8 protein-coding genes and 1 pseudogene are annotated in these 16603 nt (G+C 67.1%); 3 read left to right on the top strand and 6 right to left on the bottom strand.

All coding sequences use genetic code 11. The annotated features are described in order from the left end of the window. Positions 1-28: 28 nt before the first annotated feature. On the bottom strand, positions 29-445 hold the full coding sequence (locus IEY82_RS18540; RefSeq protein WP_189125398.1) for a hypothetical protein: 417 nt from the start codon (positions 443-445) through the stop codon (positions 29-31). A 381-nt stretch (positions 446-826) separates the two neighbouring features. On the opposite strand from IEY82_RS18540, the pseudogene IEY82_RS40505 reads away from it, so the two are divergent. Then, a pseudogene (locus IEY82_RS40505) lies at positions 827-1574 on the top strand (IS701 family transposase); the annotation flags it as partial. 254 nt (positions 1575-1828) lie between these two features. On the opposite strand, the gene IEY82_RS18520 reads toward IEY82_RS40505, so the two are convergent. The 3 genes from IEY82_RS18520 to IEY82_RS39185 all read right to left on the bottom strand — a co-directional run bounded on the left by IEY82_RS18520 (position 1829) and on the right by IEY82_RS39185 (position 10477). Beyond that, positions 1829-2038, bottom strand: coding sequence for a DUF8617 domain-containing protein (locus IEY82_RS18520; RefSeq protein ID WP_504783648.1), 210 nt, complete (start codon positions 2036-2038; stop codon positions 1829-1831). Between the two features lie 8 nt (positions 2039-2046). Then, positions 2047-4755 carry a golvesin C-terminal-like domain-containing protein gene (locus IEY82_RS18515; RefSeq protein ID WP_443686087.1) on the bottom strand — a complete coding sequence of 903 codons (2709 nt, stop codon included), beginning with the start codon at positions 4753-4755 and terminating at the stop codon, positions 2047-2049. A 994-nt stretch (positions 4756-5749) separates the two neighbouring features. Then, positions 5750-10477 carry a DNRLRE domain-containing protein gene (locus IEY82_RS39185; protein ID WP_225262960.1) on the bottom strand — a complete coding sequence of 1576 codons (4728 nt, stop codon included), beginning with the start codon at positions 10475-10477 and terminating at the stop codon, positions 5750-5752. A gap of 580 nt (positions 10478-11057) precedes the next feature. Between IEY82_RS39185 and IEY82_RS18495 the strand changes: the two genes are divergently transcribed. After that, positions 11058-11723: a hypothetical protein gene (locus IEY82_RS18495; protein ID WP_189125392.1), complete on the top strand. Its 666-nt coding sequence runs from the start codon at positions 11058-11060 to the stop codon at positions 11721-11723. Positions 11724-11882: 159 nt separating this feature from the next. Here the strand turns inward: IEY82_RS18495 and IEY82_RS18490 are convergent, their stop codons facing one another. After that, positions 11883-14093, bottom strand: a complete 2211-nt coding sequence (locus IEY82_RS18490) for a M64 family metallopeptidase (protein WP_229697609.1) — start codon at positions 14091-14093, stop codon at positions 11883-11885. Positions 14094-14171: 78 nt separating this feature from the next. Beyond that, positions 14172-15029 (bottom strand): anti-sigma factor, encoded by an 858-nt coding sequence (locus IEY82_RS18485; RefSeq protein ID WP_189125390.1) that lies wholly within the window; start codon positions 15027-15029, stop codon positions 14172-14174. Between the two features lie 180 nt (positions 15030-15209). Between IEY82_RS18485 and IEY82_RS18480 the strand changes: the two genes are divergently transcribed. Then, entirely contained in the window at positions 15210-16547 is a 1338-nt protein-coding gene (locus IEY82_RS18480) for a class II 3-deoxy-7-phosphoheptulonate synthase (RefSeq protein WP_189125389.1), read from the top strand. The last annotated feature ends 56 nt before the right edge of the window (positions 16548-16603 follow it).

Here is a 16603-nt window from a genome sequence, read left to right as displayed (position 1 = left end):
CTGCCGAGCCGCACAAAAAAGGATTCTTTTATGAGTTGAGCCACCGCTCCAAGAACTCATCAGCTTCGCGTTGTGTGACTACTTCACGGGCAGGTGCAGGATCGAAACTGTCCACTATTTGCCTGCGACTCACAGGCCGCCCCATCCGGACGAGATAGCAGGCCTGACCGTCGCTCATCTGGCGTGCCATCGTACTGACGAAAGCGCTTTTTCGATATCTGTTGATAAGGAGCAGGAGGTTGCGCTCCTCTAGCTGTGCCCTCATCATTTGCAAGGCCTCTTCGTAATCTCCCTCGGCCTGTACGACCAGTGCGGTCTCGCCGCGTCTCTTTATCTCGATCTCATACTGGGAATGATCTCCGGCATGTCTGAGAACAATTGCGCAGACCTCTTTGCGCCCAGTAGTGACAGCATCTTCGGCGTTCGACGGATTCTCAGCATCCACTTTACATACCTCATCGTGACCTTCATGAAGAGCAATCAGATTTCTCCGATCGATTCAGATAGATTTGAAGTTGAAGTGATGCGGCGCCAGAACGCATGAACAAGACTTACATTACCCTCTGGTCGCCGTGCCAGGCAAGTAAAAGACAGCGGCGGTCCAGGATAAACTCCTAGACCGCCTCTGCAGGGAACACTTCGGAGAGCTTCGATAAGCTCACTCCATTGGCGCTCGATTAAGCCCATGGGCGCTATCGGATTCATGCCCGGGTCAAGCATTGAGATGAGCTCTCTAGATTGAACCATTGGAATCCCTGAAGCCTCATGGAGGACTCGCATGAAATTGAACGGAGTAAAAGCGAAAGAATCGCGCGACTCGACCGGCGACCCCGCCCGGTGCGCCGAGGCGCACATCCCCGAGCAGGTCACCTTCGCCACCAAGCCCGCCCTGGCGGCCGCCATGCTCGTAGAGGAACTGGCCGCCGCCACCCCGTTCGGTTACCTGGCCGCCGACTCCGGCTACGGCCGTGACCCGCACCTTCGCGCCTTCTGCCACCAGCGCTCCATCCGTTACCTGATGGCCGCCCCCTCGATCTGCCCTTGACCACCGCGCATGGTCAGACCGAACCCGTCCAGCACGTCCTGGACCGGCTGCTCGCCCACGGCGACCCCTCGATCTGGGAACGCCGTTCCTGCGGCTACGGCAGCAAAGGCCCGCGCGAGTACGACTGGACCCCGGTCGCCGTCACCGTCAGCGGCCAGGACCCGGCCCCCGAACTGCCCACATCCTGCTGATCCGCCGCAGCGTGACTCACCCCGGCGAGATCGAGTTCTTCCTCGCCCACGCCCGCCATGGCACCCCCGTCACCGAGCTCATCTACGTCGCCGGTACGCGCTGGAAGATCGAGGAGAACAACGAGACCGGCAAGGACCTGCTCGGCCTCACCCAATACCAGGTCCGCACCTGGCCCGGCTGGCAGCGGCACGTCACCATCGTCATGCTCGCCCTGGCCTTCCTGGCCGTCACCCGAGCCCGCTTACCCGACGACCCGCCACAAGACCCACCCGGCCAAGACGACGACCAGGGAAAAGACCACGCGCACCGCACCGCGCGCCACCCCTCACCGTCCTGATCGACCCCTCCGTCATCGAGATCTGCCACGTCCTGGCCAGACTCCTCATCCCCGCTACCAGCACCGTCGACCACGTCCTGACCTGGTCCCTGTTCCGGCGCGTCCACCAGACCAGAGCGATGATCAGCCACTACCGCGCCCGCGGACACCCGATCCCACCGAATCTACGGATGTAGTACCTGTTGAATGCTTGAATCGATATGGACTACCCCCGCCCGTCCGCCTTGTAGCGGTCGGACGGGGGCGATCGCAAGCTATTCGGATACTCTCAGGTATTCGACAGGGGCCCCGCCTTCGACCCAGAAGGCCCACAGTCGGCCGCATGTGCCGCAGCGCAGCAGTTCACGCGCCTGCCCGAACAGGAACGAGCTGTCGAGGTCGACATCGAACTCACGACGCGTGAGCAGCAGCATGCCATCATCCGGATCGTCATCCCGGAGGATCGAGCCGCATTTACACCTCATTTTTGCCATCAAGAGTCTCCGAAGAACTTGATTTCAGTGATCCCGTTCGGATCTCTGCCCCAGCTCCTCAGCATACCCTGCACGCGCGCGAGGGCATTATCGAAATCGGCGGCGGAGAGCCCAGTCCCCCGGAGGTCGACGATCACCCCTCCCCCGTGCACTTGCGAGTGCTTCTTCGCGGTGTTGGTCAGGATGTTCTTTACTGTCTTTCCTGTCGGCGTATAGACATCCCATCGAACCCCGTTTACGAGGAGATCGCTAGTATTTCCTTGTGCCCGAGTACCGGTTGGGTCCCTGAGCAGAACGTCATACCCCTCGTCTTTGAGATATTGGGCCGCAGCGAGTTCTGACCCCGAAGGGTTGGTGGCCGTAACGGTCAGGTTTCCGCGTTTGGCGGCTTTGCCGACCTCCTCGGACCCCTTCCCGAAAAGCTTCAGGAGGGCCTTTTTGCCGAGAATCCCCAGTTTGGTGAACGGAATGAAGCCAGCGGCGGCCCAGCCGCAATCACCTTTATTGCCATTTGCGCAGCCAACGTATTCGCCGAACAGGGCGTCGAAATATGCTGTATAACCAGCTTTGGCGGCGTCATAAAGGGACGGGTATTCGATGGATGTAGCGCTCATGGGGCGGCCGTCGTTCTCACAACCGTATCCAATACAAGGGGGGGTCGTCGCTTTGGTCTTCGAGATGTATGGATCCTTGGTGTGTCTGGGATCCTTACCTCTCTTTTCGACGTCTTTCCGCCAGGCTGTGTATCCTCCGTTTTTGCCATTCGCCCAATCATCGGGGATGTGGCCGTCGAGTTCGATGCCGGTGATGGGGTTGCCGCCGGTGAAGGCGTAGCGGTTGCTGGTCCAGGGGTCGAGGCCGAGGCCGAGGTCATCCAGGGCGCCGTTGTAGGTGTCGCGGAGGAGGAAGCGGTTGAGGCCGGGGCTGTAGTCGCGGAACCCCATGTCGTACATGCCGGTGGAGTTGTCCCAGCGCTTGGCGTTGAAGCGATAGGGGTTGTACTCCTCCTTGGCAGTCGGATCCACCGGATCGGGTTTGTCGACGCCGGTGAAGAGTTTGTCGTCGTTGCTGCCGTAGGCGGTGTAGCCGTAGGTGGCGCGGGTGTCGCCGGTCTCGCTGGTGATCTGTTCGACGTCGGTGTGCGGGTTGTAGCCGTAGTAGGAGGATTCTTCGCGGTCGTCGTCGGTGAATTTCACCTGCGACAGGCGCTCGCCCCACGGGCTGTACTGGAAGGACTTGACCAGCTTGCCGGCCACCTCTTCGTCCAGTACTTCGGCGGATAGGCCGAGGTAGGAGTAGGTGGTGGTCTTGGCTGAGGCGGTGCCTTCCTTCTCGGTCTTGGCGGTGGTGCGGTCGAGCGGATCGTAGGTGTAGATGGTGACGGTGTTGGTGACGCCGTCGCCGCCGAGTTTCTCGTGCCGGGTGACGTGGTCGAAGCCGTCGTAGGTGTACTTCTCCCAGGTTTTGCCGCCGCCCTGGATGGTGCGCAGCCGGCCGTACGGGTCGTAGGTGTAGGTCGAGGTCTGGCCGGCGCTGACCGAGGTCATCAGCCGGTTGCGGTCGTAGGTGAAGGTGGTCTGCTTACCGAGCACCTCCTGCTGCCAGACGTTGCTGTTGGCGTCGTGGGAGTAGGTTTCGGTTTCCGCGGTGCCGCCGCCGATCGGGGTTTTCACCGTTTTGGCGATGCGGTCGCGGGGGTCGTAGGTGTAGGTGTATTCGTGTTCGAGGTAGGCGCCTGGGGTGTCGGCGTTCTGGATTTTGGCGGTGTCGCGGGCGCGGTGCAGGTTGCCCTGGTAGCCGAGGGTGTGTTCGGCCACGACCGTGGCGTTGGGTTTCTTCTCCAGGGAGTGGCGCAGGACGCCGGACAGGAAGTAGTCGTAGTCGACGGTGTTGCCGTTGGCCTTGGTCTCCTGGAGGCGTTCGGCGCGGGGGGTGTAGGTGTAGCTGGTGGTCTTGGGGTTGGTGTCGGTGGCGTTCTTCTTGTTGACGACCTCATCGACCAGGTCACGGATGTCGTAGCGGTAGGTGGCCAGCGTCTTGTCGTGGGTGCGCTGGGTGACGGCGCTGTTTTCGTTGTAGACGTAGCTGGTGGTGTTCTTCAGCGCGCCGTTGAGCTTCTCCTGGACCTGCTGGACCTGGTTGAGGTTGGTGTAGGAGATGTCCCACCGGTCGATCTTGGCGGTGGGTGAGCTGTCGGTGATCGTGGTCAGGTTGGCGTTGGGGTCGTAGGTGTAGGCGAAGTCCTTGGCCTCGGTGTCGCTCTCGCCACTGTTGTCGCGCACCAGCTTGACCGCATCGGCCACCACGCTGCCGTTGGCGTCGTCGGTGAGGGTGACCGAACCGGTGGTGCCGGCGGTGAAGGCGTAGGTGCCGAGTTCGACCCAGTCGCCGGCGTTCTGGCTCTGGTCGATGGTGGCGTTGGCGGTACCGCCGTCGTGGTTGATGGTGTAGGTGGCGTTGGTGGCGGTGGCGCCGGGCGGGTACTGGGCGTAAACGGTGTAGCTGCCCGCGCTCGGGGTGGTCAGGTTCCAGGTGAACGTGGATTGGCCGGTGCCGGCGGGGGCGGTGGCGTAGTCGTAGCCGACGAACCCCTCGGTGGCGGTCACCGTGGCCTGGGGGCCGACGATGTTGGAGGACGGGGTGCCGCCGGAGGTGGTGGTCCAGGAACCGACCGCGGTGACCTGGCCGGTGTCGGAGTTGTCACCCATGACGACGTCGAGGCCGAGCGGGGTTCCGTCGTCGGAGTGGGTCTTGAGTTTGCCGTCGGGGTAGTAGGTCCAGTCCAGCGCCCGCTGGGAGGAGCCGCCCGCCGACGTGACGGTGCGGTTGGTCTGCAGGCCGAGCTGGTTGTAGTCGTAGGTGGTCTTGATGTCCCACGCGTCGGCGGTGGTCTTGGACCAGCCGTTGTCCCAGTAGGACATGGTGGAGACGTTGCGGACGCCCTGGCCGTGCGAGGGCGGGTGGGAGATCTCCTTCAGCCGGGAGACCGCGTCGTAGGCGTACAAGACGCTGTCGGGGCTGTTGTAGACCGGGTCGTCCGGATCGAACGGGTAGATCTGCTCGACGGGCCGGTTGAGCTGGTCGTACTTGGTCTCGTTGATGAAGTCGGTGGGGTCGTCGGCGGTTTCCACGCCGCGCGGGGTGATGGTCTTGGTCTGGTTGCCGACCTGGTCGTATTCGAAGCGGGTGGTGACGTACTTGATCACGCCGCCGGTCTCCGAATGCGGGACCTTCGTCTCGATCACGTCACCACGGGCGTTGTAGCCGGTGATCGAGGTGTTGCCTTCCTGGTCGGTCTGGCCGACGGTCAGCCCGTCCAGGTCGAAGGCGACGCGGGTCGTGTGCCCGGCGGCGTCGGTGACTTGGGTGACGCGGTGGTTGCGGTCGGGGGTGTAGATCGCCGTGTGATCGGCTTCGGCGGTGGTGTTCTTGCGGGGGTCGATGACCTTGGTGGTGTTGCCGACGTTGTCGTACGCGTAGGTGATCTTGTGCTGGTCGGCGTTGAGGACGTCGGTCAGCTGGTAGATCGGGTCGTAGACGTAGGTGGTGGTGAACTCGGCCGGGTCCGCGCCGGTCAGGTTGCCCTTGGGCTCGGTCTGGGTCTTGAGGTTGCCGGCCAGGTCCCAGGTGAAGGTGGCCTTGCGCGTGTCGCCGCTTTCGCTGTCCTTGGGCAGGCTCGATTCGCGTAACTGGTCTGCCCGGTCATACATGGCGGTGGAGACGGCGCCGTTGGGCGCGGTCGCCTGGGTGATGTTGTCGTTGGGGTCGTAGACCGGCGCCGGGGTGGTGATGAACACACCCGTGTCCTGGTCCTTGGGCACCTTCGATTCCAGCGGCCGTTTGAAGATGTCGTAGGTCTGGGTGGTGGTCTTGCCCAGGGCGTCGGTGACCGACAGCACATTTGCCGCGCACGTCATAGGCGGTGGTGGTGACCTGCTGGTACGCGTCGGTGATCTTCTCCGGGTAGCCGGAGGGGTGGTAGTCGCCGAAGGTGGTGGCGTTGCCGTTGGCGTCGGTGGCCGTGGTCAGCTGACCGAGCGGGTCGTAGGCGTAGGACGTGGTGTAGTCGCCCGCGGCTGCCGATTCCACGCCGAGCGGGTCGGTGACGGTGGTGAGGTTGCCGTGGGCGTCGTACCCGAAGGCCCACCTGCGCCCCTCGGGTGAGGTCTTCCCGACCAGGTCGGCGATGTAGCCGTTCAGCCCGGTCTGGTAGGTCAACACGGTGGCGGGCGTGTCGTTGTGGTTGGCCTCGGCGTCGCGCAGTTCCAGCGGGTACCCGGTCTTCTGGTCGTAGGTCCAGGTCGCGTACGCGCCGTTGGCCTCGGTCAGTTTGGTGACGTTGTGGTCGGGGTCCCACTCCAGCGCGGTGGTCTCGTTCTTGGCGTTGGTGATCGACTGCGGTCTGCCGTAAGCGTCGAGCACGTACTGGGTGGCGTGCTGGAGCGGGTCGGTGACGGTGGCGTGCATGACGCCGCCCTGCGGGCCGTCCGGGTCGACGTAGTCGAAGCGGGTCACTCCGTCGAGCCGGTCGGTGAGGGTCTCGACCTTCCACTTGTCCTTGGGGTCGACCGGCGCCTCGTAGTAGGCCAGGTCGGTGGTGTTGCCGCGCGGGTCGGTGACGGCGACGAGTTTGACGTTCTTGTTGCCCTGGGTGGCGTCGTAGGTGAACCGGAACGTCTTGGCGTCGTCGTCACCGGCGCCGTCGACCATCTTGGCCATCAGGCCCTTGTCGGTGTAGGCGAAGGTGACCTTGCGACCGGCGATGTCGGTGATCGACTCGACGTTGTCGATGATGTGCGGGTTGGTCAGCTTGTTTCCGGACGCCTCTGACCCGTCGTCGTCGATGTAGGTGTAGTCCTGGCCCTTCTCGAAGTACGTCAGCGACAGCGTCCTGCGGCCGGCCGCGTCGGTGATGAACTGCAGGAACTTGGTCGGCTTGTTGGCGGACTTACGGCGTTCGTAGCCGAACGACATGGTGTTGCCGTTCTTGTCGACGATCGCCGACTGGAAGCCCTCACCGTCGAAGAAGAACTGGGTGCGGTCCGGCTTGGTGAACACCCAGCGCCGCTGCTCGGCCAGCTCACGCTGCTCGGGCGGGAAGGAGGACGGGTCGACCCGCTGCAGGTACAGGTGCACGCCGCGCGGGTGGGTGTAGGCGCAGGTGTCGTAGTCGCACTCCTGCGGGTTCTGCTCTTCGGGGAGCGTCCACACGTGGGTGGTGCCGTCCCCGTCGGTCAGCCTGACCTGGCTGGGCCAGTCCTGGCCGGGCGGGTGGAACTGTAGTTGCGAGCCGAGCTTGGTCAGCGTGGAGGTCTGCAGGGACCAGCCGTAGCCGAGGGAGGCGGCGCTGGTGTCGAGGCTGTTGTAGGTCATCCGGGCGAACGTCTGCGCGCCACGCGACGGGTTGGAGTAGGCGTTGTAGCCCCAGACGACGTTGCCCGCGTACAGGTTCGTCAGCGCGGTCGTGCCGGCGCCGGTGTTCTTGCCGGTGTAGGAGTAGAACTTCTCCAGCCCCAGCAAGTCGCTGGTGGGCGAGTCGACGCGGATCTGCTGCGGCAGTTGCGGCAGCTGGTGGCTGGCCGACTTCCAGTTGTTCGTCGTGGTGTCCTGCACGTCCCACACCAGCTGGACGCCCTCGACCTTGTTCGTCCCGTCGCCGCTCACCGCCGGGGCGGTGACGTCGGCGTACACTTGGGCCGACTCACCCGGCGCCAGATCGTTCGGCAACGCGGTGAGCACCTGGCTGGCCGAGGTGGAGATGTCGGTGCCGTCCGGCAGTTTCCAGTGGTAGCCGACCGCGGTGGAGGCCGCCGGCCAGACGTGGTCGGTGGTGTTGGTGACGGTCAGCGGGATCTGCCGGGAGGCGCCCGAGTCCATCCGTTCCGGGGTGCCGGGGACGTACCAAGCAGACGTGCCGGCGTTCTGCTCGGCGTAGACGACCCGCAGCCGCGGCCGCAACACCGCCTCATCGGCCTCGCCGGACAGCAGGGAGAACGCCTGCTTGGCCGTGCCGGCCTCGCCTGCGACCTTGACCAGCAGGCCCTTGTTGGCGGCCGGGTCGGCGGCCCAGGCGCGGGCCGCGTCGGTGACCGTCCAGCGCCGCCAGCCCGGCGCGGCGTTCACTCCGGACACGCTGTCCAGGACGGTCGCGTCGACGTCGCCGCCGGGGCTGGTCCACGGCGTGTTCCAGGTCGCGCTCTCGTCGAAGCCGGTGGTCAGGCGGTGGGCGTCGAAGCTCGCGCCGGTGCCGGTCGAGGAGGCGCTCCACAGCGACAGCGTGGTCTCGCTGATCTGCGCATCAGCGGGGATCTGATCGGCGAAGTCGTCGAAGCTCACCACCGCGCGGGTGTTGCCGAGCGTGGTGGTGGTGTTGCCCACCTGCAGCCGCTTCTGCCCGGCCACCTCGTCGTGGCCGGTTCCGGGCTCGCCGGACGACAGCGTGGTGTCCGCGCCGCCGTACAGGGTCTTGGCGATCTGCCCGGGCCTGGGCAGGATCACCGTCATCTCCTGCGATGCCGAGCGCTGCCCGTTCTTCAGCACCGCCTCCACCCAGTAGGTGGCCTGGTGGATGTAGGACGGGTCGGCGACCGCGTCGGTCGCGCCGCCGCTGCTGGTGTCCACAAATGCGGTGACATCCTCCGGCAGGGACGTCACCAGGGTGTCGCCGCTGCTGGAGTGCCCGTCGCCCAGCTGGCAGCCGGACGGACAGGTCCGATACAGCTCGTACCCGGCCAGGTCGTCGCTGTCGTCTCCGGGGGTGGGGTCGTCGTAGGCGGTCCACGACAGCGACGCGCCCACCGACGTGGCGGTGGTGACCGGCTGGAGCGTCACGCTCGGGGTGCCGTAGGTGACGACCAGGCGGGGATGGTTGACGGTCTCGCCGAACATGCCGTCGCCGCCGTAGACGTCCTCGCTGGACTCATACACCGGCCCGCCCACCGGTGCGGCGTTGGTCTCGTCAGCCGCCTTCAGCATGAACCCCGGCGTGTCACCCTCGCTGGTCATCCACGCGTTGACCACGCCGGTGACGTCGAAGGCGTGCCAGCGCGACAGCTCGCCCGGTTGCCGCGTCACCGTCGCCGCGGCCGTGGCGGCCACGGCCGGCTGGTTGTTCCAGGTGACCGTCCAGGAGTCCCAGTCGCCGGTGATCTCCCGCGCTTCCACGGTGACCGGCCCGGCCTCGCCGAGCGCCTGGTCGAAGTACGTCTCCAGCCGAGCCTGGTCCACCTGGGTGCCCAGCGGCATCGGCAGATTGAAGTGCAGCAATGACCGGTTGATCGCTCCCGCGCCGGTCTTGCCCACCGGTAACTGCCAGGCCGCGTCGTAGTTGGTGGTCTTCTTGCTGGAGTCCACGTACGCGTCCTGCGTCTCCGGCGAGATGCGCAGAGTGGGGTCGATCACCACCGGCCACTTACGCTCCGGCGCGGCCAGCCAGCCCGCGTCCGGGGTCAGGGTGATCGTCGTCTCCGCACCCTGCTTGGTCACGGTCTGGGTGACCGCGTCGGAGTGACGCATCCCGTACGGGGAGGTCGGATCCTTCTCAGCGTCGATCATGAACGGCTTCGGAATGGTGAACGCCGCCGTTCCGTCCTCACCGATGAACGCGATCGACCCGTCCTGCCCCGCCTCGGCCCGCACCCCGCCGGTCTTGACCGTGAAAGCGAACTGCGTCCCGGCGGCCGGTGGCCCGGTCAGCACCAGGAACTCCTTCACCCCCTCGGAGGTGAGCTTGTAGATCACATCGACGCCGTCCCACACGCCCGGGTAGGTGACGGTCGAGCCGTCCACCTTCGGGGTCACCTGCCGGACCTCGCCTGGCACGCCGAGCGTGACCTGCCGGTCGCCGAGCTTGACTCGCAGCAGCTTGTCGGACTTGTCGCCAAAGCGCGTGTCGAACCCGGTCTTGTCGTTGCCGTGGGTGAATCCGTCCTGTGAGCTCGTCTCGACCTGGATGTCGATCGGCTGCCAGTCGCCCTTGCCGGTGCGGTAGTTGATCGGCTGTGACGACACCTCGGCCTGCGACCGGCCGTCCTCGAGCTCGTACACGGTGGCGAACCGGGAGCGTTTACCGGTCAGTTCTTTGACCCGCTTACCCGGCGGTGCAGCGGCCGTCCGCTCAGCCGGGGGCGCGGCGGCGCTGCGCCCCGGCAGGAAGATCTCGCCGCTCGCCGGAAGCATCTCCCCCTTCGGCTCCTCGGCGAACCACTTCGCGACCTGGCTGGACGCCCAGGTCGCGACCCGGTCGAGCACCCCGGGTTCGCCCGAGGCCGACCCGCTGCTCCGAGCCAGCGCGGGCGGTGCCGGTGCCAGCGAGAACACCAGAGTGAGCGTGACCGATAACGCGATCAACCGCCGCAGGCGGGTACGGAAGCGGCGCACAGGAGAGACGGGCGGGGGATCGGCAGGCTGTTCACGGGATGGCAGCGGCACGAGGCGCTCCTCCTCAGGCATGGGCGATCAGGGGGTTCGGGAGGGATAAAGAGGATCTAAAGATCCATCGAGCAAAACACCCGAATCACGCCACAAAACGCAGACCCGGTCAACATTCACGGAACGCGACTTACCGGACTTTCGAACACACGAGCCCAGCACGGCGTGAAGGCATCCTCCGCTGCAACGATCTCTACGAAGACGACTTTCAGCCCGACAAGCGGTCAGTGTCACTGTCCGTAAAGGACGCAGGTGACTCCCCGAGAGATCCGCGACCGCATGATCGGACTCACGGCGAACTCACAGCAACCGCGAGCCCCCCGGCCACGTGGCCGAACACGCCCTCACCTGCACCAAGCCCCGCCGGCGCCATGCGCATATCCAAGAAGATCGCCTGTGCGCTCCGTAGCGGATGACCGCAGGATCGTGCTCACGAGATCCCGGACTACGGGTCCGCGAAGCCTCCTCGACAGAATCCGGTCAACCGTCTTGACGGCGCACGGCATCTCATGTCTAGATCAATTCGGCTTCTCAGCAGATCCCGGAGGTCGAACTTGGCGCCCGCTCGACACGCACCATCGTGACCACCCGCAAACCACCACCGCCCGACGACCGCCCCAGCCCCGCCACCGAAGCCCTCAAAATCGCCACAGTCCTGGCCGGGCTCATGCACCTGGTCCTCGCCGTCATCCTGCTCGGCATCCCCGGCAGCACTCCCGTCCTGGACCCACTCGACACCCCCGACGACGACACCCCCACCCACACCACGACCACCCTGCCCGCAGCCGCCCTGACCCGGGACCGCACCACCGCCACACCCCCAGCACGGACCATCCCCGCCGCCCTCGTCACACCCTCCAGCACCCGATCCACACCCCGACAAACCAGCAAACCCACCCCTGAGAAGACCCCGCACCCCACGCACCCCACCACCCACGCACCCCCCGACGACGACCGTCGAACGACCGGCCGAACGCCGCACCCCACGAAACCGGTCACCACCCCCACAGCCGAAAATCCGCCGGACACCACCCCCAAGCACACACCCCCGGGACAAACACGCGAACCCCCCGGCCAAAGCGCCGACAAAACACCTCCCGGCCAGACGAAACAACCCCCCGGCCAAACCACCGATAAAACCCATGGGCCAGAGAACAAGCCATCCCACAGCGTCGACCACCCCGTCGAACAACCCGACATCCCCAACAACACCCAACACGGCACCATCACCGCGCCCGTGCGATGAGACCTCCCTGGTCAACCCCAAATCGGCCGGACTCGTCCGCTGGAAGAGATGCAGCGTAAAGACGACGCGGCCGGCGTATCGAAGGAGCCTTCGGCATCGCCTCTACGTTTCGGGCGCCCGCACTCCCCAGCACGCTCGGGCGCCCGATCGGCTACGGCGTCACTGGGCGAGGATCGCCTCGTACGCCTTGCCCTTGGGTCCGTGGCGCAGGTCGGCGCACTGGCCGGCGCCGGTGCCGCTGAGCTTGTTCGGCACGCCGAGGTCGGCAGGGGCGGGCGTGTTGCCGGTGCAGACGATCGCGCCCTTGACGGTGCTGCCGGACAGGATGGGCGCCTCGTTGCGGGTGAGCGCCGCCGCGCCACGGATGTCGGCGCCGACGATCTGCAGCGACCTGGTGCGGTCGGCGGTGAGCGCGCCGTCCATCCTGGTGCCCAGCAGGTGCACGGCCGCGGCCTGGCCGGCGGTGAGCGTGCCGGACAGGTGCCCGCCGGTGACCACCAGCGACGCGCCCTTCTGCACACCGACCGGCCCGGTGACGCGCGCGTCGTCCAGGCAGGTGACGCCGTCGGAGACGGTCAGCGCGCCTCGGTGCGTGCCGGTGATGGTCCGGGTGCAGGCGGGCGGCGGCGCGATCGTGGTGACGGTGAAGTCCTTGGCCGCGCCGTAGTTGCCCGACGCGTCGATCGAGCGGTACTCGATGGTGTGCCTGCCGCGCGGCAGCTTGCCGTAGACGAGGCCGTCGATCGTGGTGCCCGCCTCGCTGAACGTCCAGGGCAGCTCCGAGGACGTCGGCCAGCCGAAGTAGTTGAACCAGCCGTCGCCGTTCACCCTCGACTCCGACACCACGTATCCGTCCTTGTCGTCGGTGCCGGTGAGCCGCATGGTGAACGGGCCGTTGTAGACATAGGTGTCGCCGGAGCGGACCAGCGGCCGTGACAGCTCGTAGGCGGTGGCCGGCGGGGCGGTGTCGATCGTCCAGGTGAGCGTCTGGTCGCCGAGGCTCGCGGTCAGCGTGTGGGTGCCGGACGCCAGGTCCAGCGTCTTCAGGTCGAGGTCGCCGCCCTTGCCGCCGACGCTCCTGCCGTCCAGCTTCCAGGCGATCTCGGGTATGCCGGCCGCCGGGTGCGTGGTCTCCACGTAGACGACCTCGTCCCGGCCGACGGGCCGGTCGGTGGGCCTGGAGGAGACGAACGCGGGCGCGACGCCGTCGGGCGGCGTGGTGATCGTGGTGTCGACCGTCCACGTGCGGGTCCTGGTCATGGCCGCGCGGATGGCGGGATCCCGGACGTACTCCGTGGGGTCGCTGACCGTGGCCGTGACCGTGTGGGTGCCGGGCGTGAGCCCGAGCGTGCGCAGGTCGAGGGTGTCGCGGTCGCCGGACACCTCCTTGCCGTCCACGGTCCAGGTGGTCAGCAGGCCGTGGCTGACGGGGCGCATCGGCTCCACCCACAGCACCCGGTCGGCGCCGACGGGGGCGTCGGAGGGGGTCGCGTCCTGGATCAGCATGGTCTTGGCGGTGATCTTCTGCACCATGATCTCGCGGCTGACCTGGTCGTAGTAGTAGCCGAGCGACTTCATGATCGAGTGCGCGCTCGGCCGCCACACGCCGGTGGTGTAGTAGAGGCCGCCCTCGTGCCGGCCGATCGTGCCGCCCGACTCGCTGGGCTCACCCAGCCAGCGCCACCACTTACGCTGCTGCTCGCGCATCGCCTGCTCGGTGAGGAGCGTGTGGTGCGCCGACGACGGCTCCGCGCCGGAGTAGTGACCGCCGGGGACGCCACGCTGGTAGTAGTCGTACTCGTCCTGCAGGCCGCCCAGGGAGTGGCCGATCTCGTGCGGGCTGATCAGGGCCGACATGGCGTTGCTGCCGGAGGCGGTCGCGTACGTGCCACCCGCGCCGCCGTAGGTGCCGCTGTTGCCCAGGGCGAGGATCTGCCGGTTGCCGGAGACGGTTCCGGCGACCAGGTCGGCGTACCGGATGGCCGCGCCGTTGTCCATGGTGATCAACCGCTGCACGCTGCCGGCGTTGCAGCGGCCCCAGAAGCCCATGCTGAGCGGGGTGGTCTTCCGGGGCGAGGTGAGGTCGGGGTCGCAGCTGATGCCGGACTCGCCGGAGACGATGTCGATGCGGTAGACGTTCAGGTAGTTGCGGTAGGACTTGTAGGGCTCGATGGACCACATCACGTTGAGATGACGGTCCACGTCCTGGCGAAATTTGTCCTGTTCGGCCTCTGTGTAGCCGTCGCCCATGATGATCAGGTTGAATCTCTTCTCGGACGCGCCGGTGACCTGCACGGGCACCACCGTGGCGGCTCCGGGCTCGACGGCCGCCTGGGCCGGAGGCGCATATAAAAAGGCCGCAGCTAACACAAGAACCACTAATTTCCGCATTCATGCACTATCAACCTGCCGCAGGCCCCGTGCAACCAGCCCGGGCGACGGTCCGGCTCAGTCCGCGGGAAGTTCGGCGAACAGGATGGGCCGCGTCGTGGGCCGCTCGGACCCGCCGGCGGGCTCGACCGTGAGCCCGACGTGGCCGTCGTCGTGGAGCCGGGCGAGCAGGGGCGTGGTCAGACCGTCCCGCCGCCGGTCGAGCGGCCCCACCGGCCGCATGCCGTCCGGGCCCATCAGCCACAGCACGTAGACCTTGGACGGGGGCAGCTCGGGTAGCCCGGACGAGGTGAACACCATGCGTCCCTGCCCGCGGGACAGCACGGCGACGCCGGTGCCGCCGGAGGCGACCCGCTGCCGTACGGTCCGCGCGTCGGGCGCGGCGAGCACGGCGCTCAGCGCGGCCGACGTCTCCGCGTCGCGGGTTCGAAGGTCGCCGAGGTCGCGGCGGGCGTCGAAGGCGACCACCCCGAACGCCACGGCGGCGGCCGTCGACACCGCCACCAGCCCCGCCAGCGCCTTGGCGCGCCACCGCCCCGCCCGCGCGCTCGCCCTCCACCGCTCCGCCCGCGCCCGCGCGCGCCACGGCGGGAGCGGGGCGGGCGCCGCTCCGGGCAGCCCGCCCGCCTGCGGCCGCACGGAGATCTCCTCCTGGTACGGCCCCGGTGCGCGGACCGGCCGGCCGGAGGCGGCCCGGCGTACCCGGTGGACGGCGGCGAGGACGCGCGGACGGAGGGCTGCGGGCGGCGGCTCGGCGACCGCGAGGGCGAGCCGGGCGGCCGTCTCGCGCAGCGACCGCACCTCGGGCCCGCAGGTGGCGCACCCGGCGAGGTGCTCCTCGAACAGCGCCTCGTCGGCGTCCGGCAGGGCGTGCACGGCGTAGGCGCCGGACAAGGCGTGGAGGTCATCGGTCATCGGTCGCCTCCGGCGTCGGTCCTTACCTCCTTGATTCGGTTTCTCGGGACCGCCGGATGGCGGGAGGCCCGCTGTTTTCGCATGATGCGCTCGGCTCGGGTAAGGCCGGGGAAAAGTGCGTTCTCATAACGTGGACATGGGGGTCGGTCAGGTCGGGCGAGTGGAATACCCTCGTATGTCGTGAGCGCACACAGCAATCTCGATTCCTGGCGAGCCCTGCCCGCGGCCCAGCAGCCTGACTGGCCTGACCGTGGTCTGCTCGCGAAGGTCGTCGCCGAGCTCGGCGGCCTGCCCCCTCTCGTCTTCGCCGGTGAGTGCGACCTGCTCAAGGGGCAGCTCGCCGCCGTGACCCGAGGCGAGGCCTTCGTGTTGCAGGGCGGTGACTGCGCCGAGACGTTCTCCGGGGCGACCGCCGACAATGTGCGCAACAAGCTCAAGACGTTGCTCCAGATGGCGATCGTGCTCACCTACGCGGCCAAGGTGCCGGTGGTGAAGATCGGCCGGCTCGCGGGGCAGTTCGCCAAGCCGAGGTCCAAGGGCGTCGAGACCCGTGACGGCGTCACGCTGCCGGCCTACCGGGGCGACATGGTCAACGGCTTCGACTTCACCGAGGAGTCTCGCGAGCCCGACCCGTGGCGGCTGCTCAAGGCCTACCACTCCTCGGCAGTGACGCTCAACCTGGCTCGCGCCTTCACCAAGGGCGGCTACGCCGACCTGCGCCAGGTGCACGCCTGGAACCAGGACTTCGTGGGCGAGTCGCCGGCCGGCCGCCGCTATGAGCAGCTGGCCAGGGAGATCGACCAGGCGCTGGCCTTCATGCGGGCCTGCGGGGCCGACCCCGAGGAGTTCCACACGGTCGAGTTCTTCTCCTCGCACGAGGCGCTGATCCTCGACTACGACCGGGCGCTGACCCGCATCGATTCGCGCACCAGCCTGCCGTACGACGTGTCGGCGCACATGGTCTGGATCGGCGAGCGCACCCGCCAGCTCGACGGCGCCCACGTCGACTTCTTCTCCCGCATCCAGAACCCGATCGGCGTCAAGCTGGGCCCGACCACCACGCCGGCCGAGGCGCTGGAGCTGGTGGAGAAGCTCAACCCGGCAGGCGAGCCGGGGCGGCTCACGTTCATCACCCGGATGGGCTCCTCCAAGATCCGCGAGCACCTGCCCGCGCTGGTCAAGGAGGTCACCGCGTCCGGGGCGCAGGTCGCCTGGATCTGCGACCCGATGCACGGCAACACCTTCGAGGCCCCGAGCGGCCACAAGACGCGCCGGCTCGACGACGTGCTCGACGAGGTGGCGGGCTTCTTCGAAGTGCACCGTTCGCTCGGCACGCACCCGGGCGGCATCCACATCGAGTTCACCGGCGACGACGTGACCGAGTGCGTGGGCGGCGGCCAGGAGATCGTCGAGGACGACCTGGCGCGCCGCTACGAGACGGCCTGCGACCCGAGGCTCAACCGCGGCCAGTCGCTCGATCTGGCCTTCCGGGTGGCCGAGCTCTACCGTTCCAGCTGACCGGCGGCACGGGCCGCCCGCGTGGGCGGCCCGATCTTTCTTATCTTTTGAGCGGC

It is taken from the genome of Nonomuraea cavernae (assembly GCF_014646355.1).
Classification (GTDB): domain Bacteria; phylum Actinomycetota; class Actinomycetes; order Streptosporangiales; family Streptosporangiaceae; genus Nonomuraea; species Nonomuraea cavernae.
This window is presented reverse-complemented; position numbering and strand designations above follow the sequence as displayed.

Bases quoted from the DNA above. Each gene is read 5' to 3' on its own strand.
- IEY82_RS18520 (WP_504783648.1), bottom strand. From the start codon at position 2,038: ATGAGGTGTAAATGCGGCTCGATCCTCCGGGATGACGATCCGGATGAT.
- IEY82_RS18515 (WP_443686087.1), bottom strand. From the start codon at position 4,755: ATGGGTGACAACTCCGACACCGGCCAGGTCACCGCGGTCGGTTCCTGG.
- IEY82_RS18485 (WP_189125390.1), bottom strand. From the start codon at position 15,029: ATGACCGATGACCTCCACGCCTTGTCCGGCGCCTACGCCGTGCACGCC.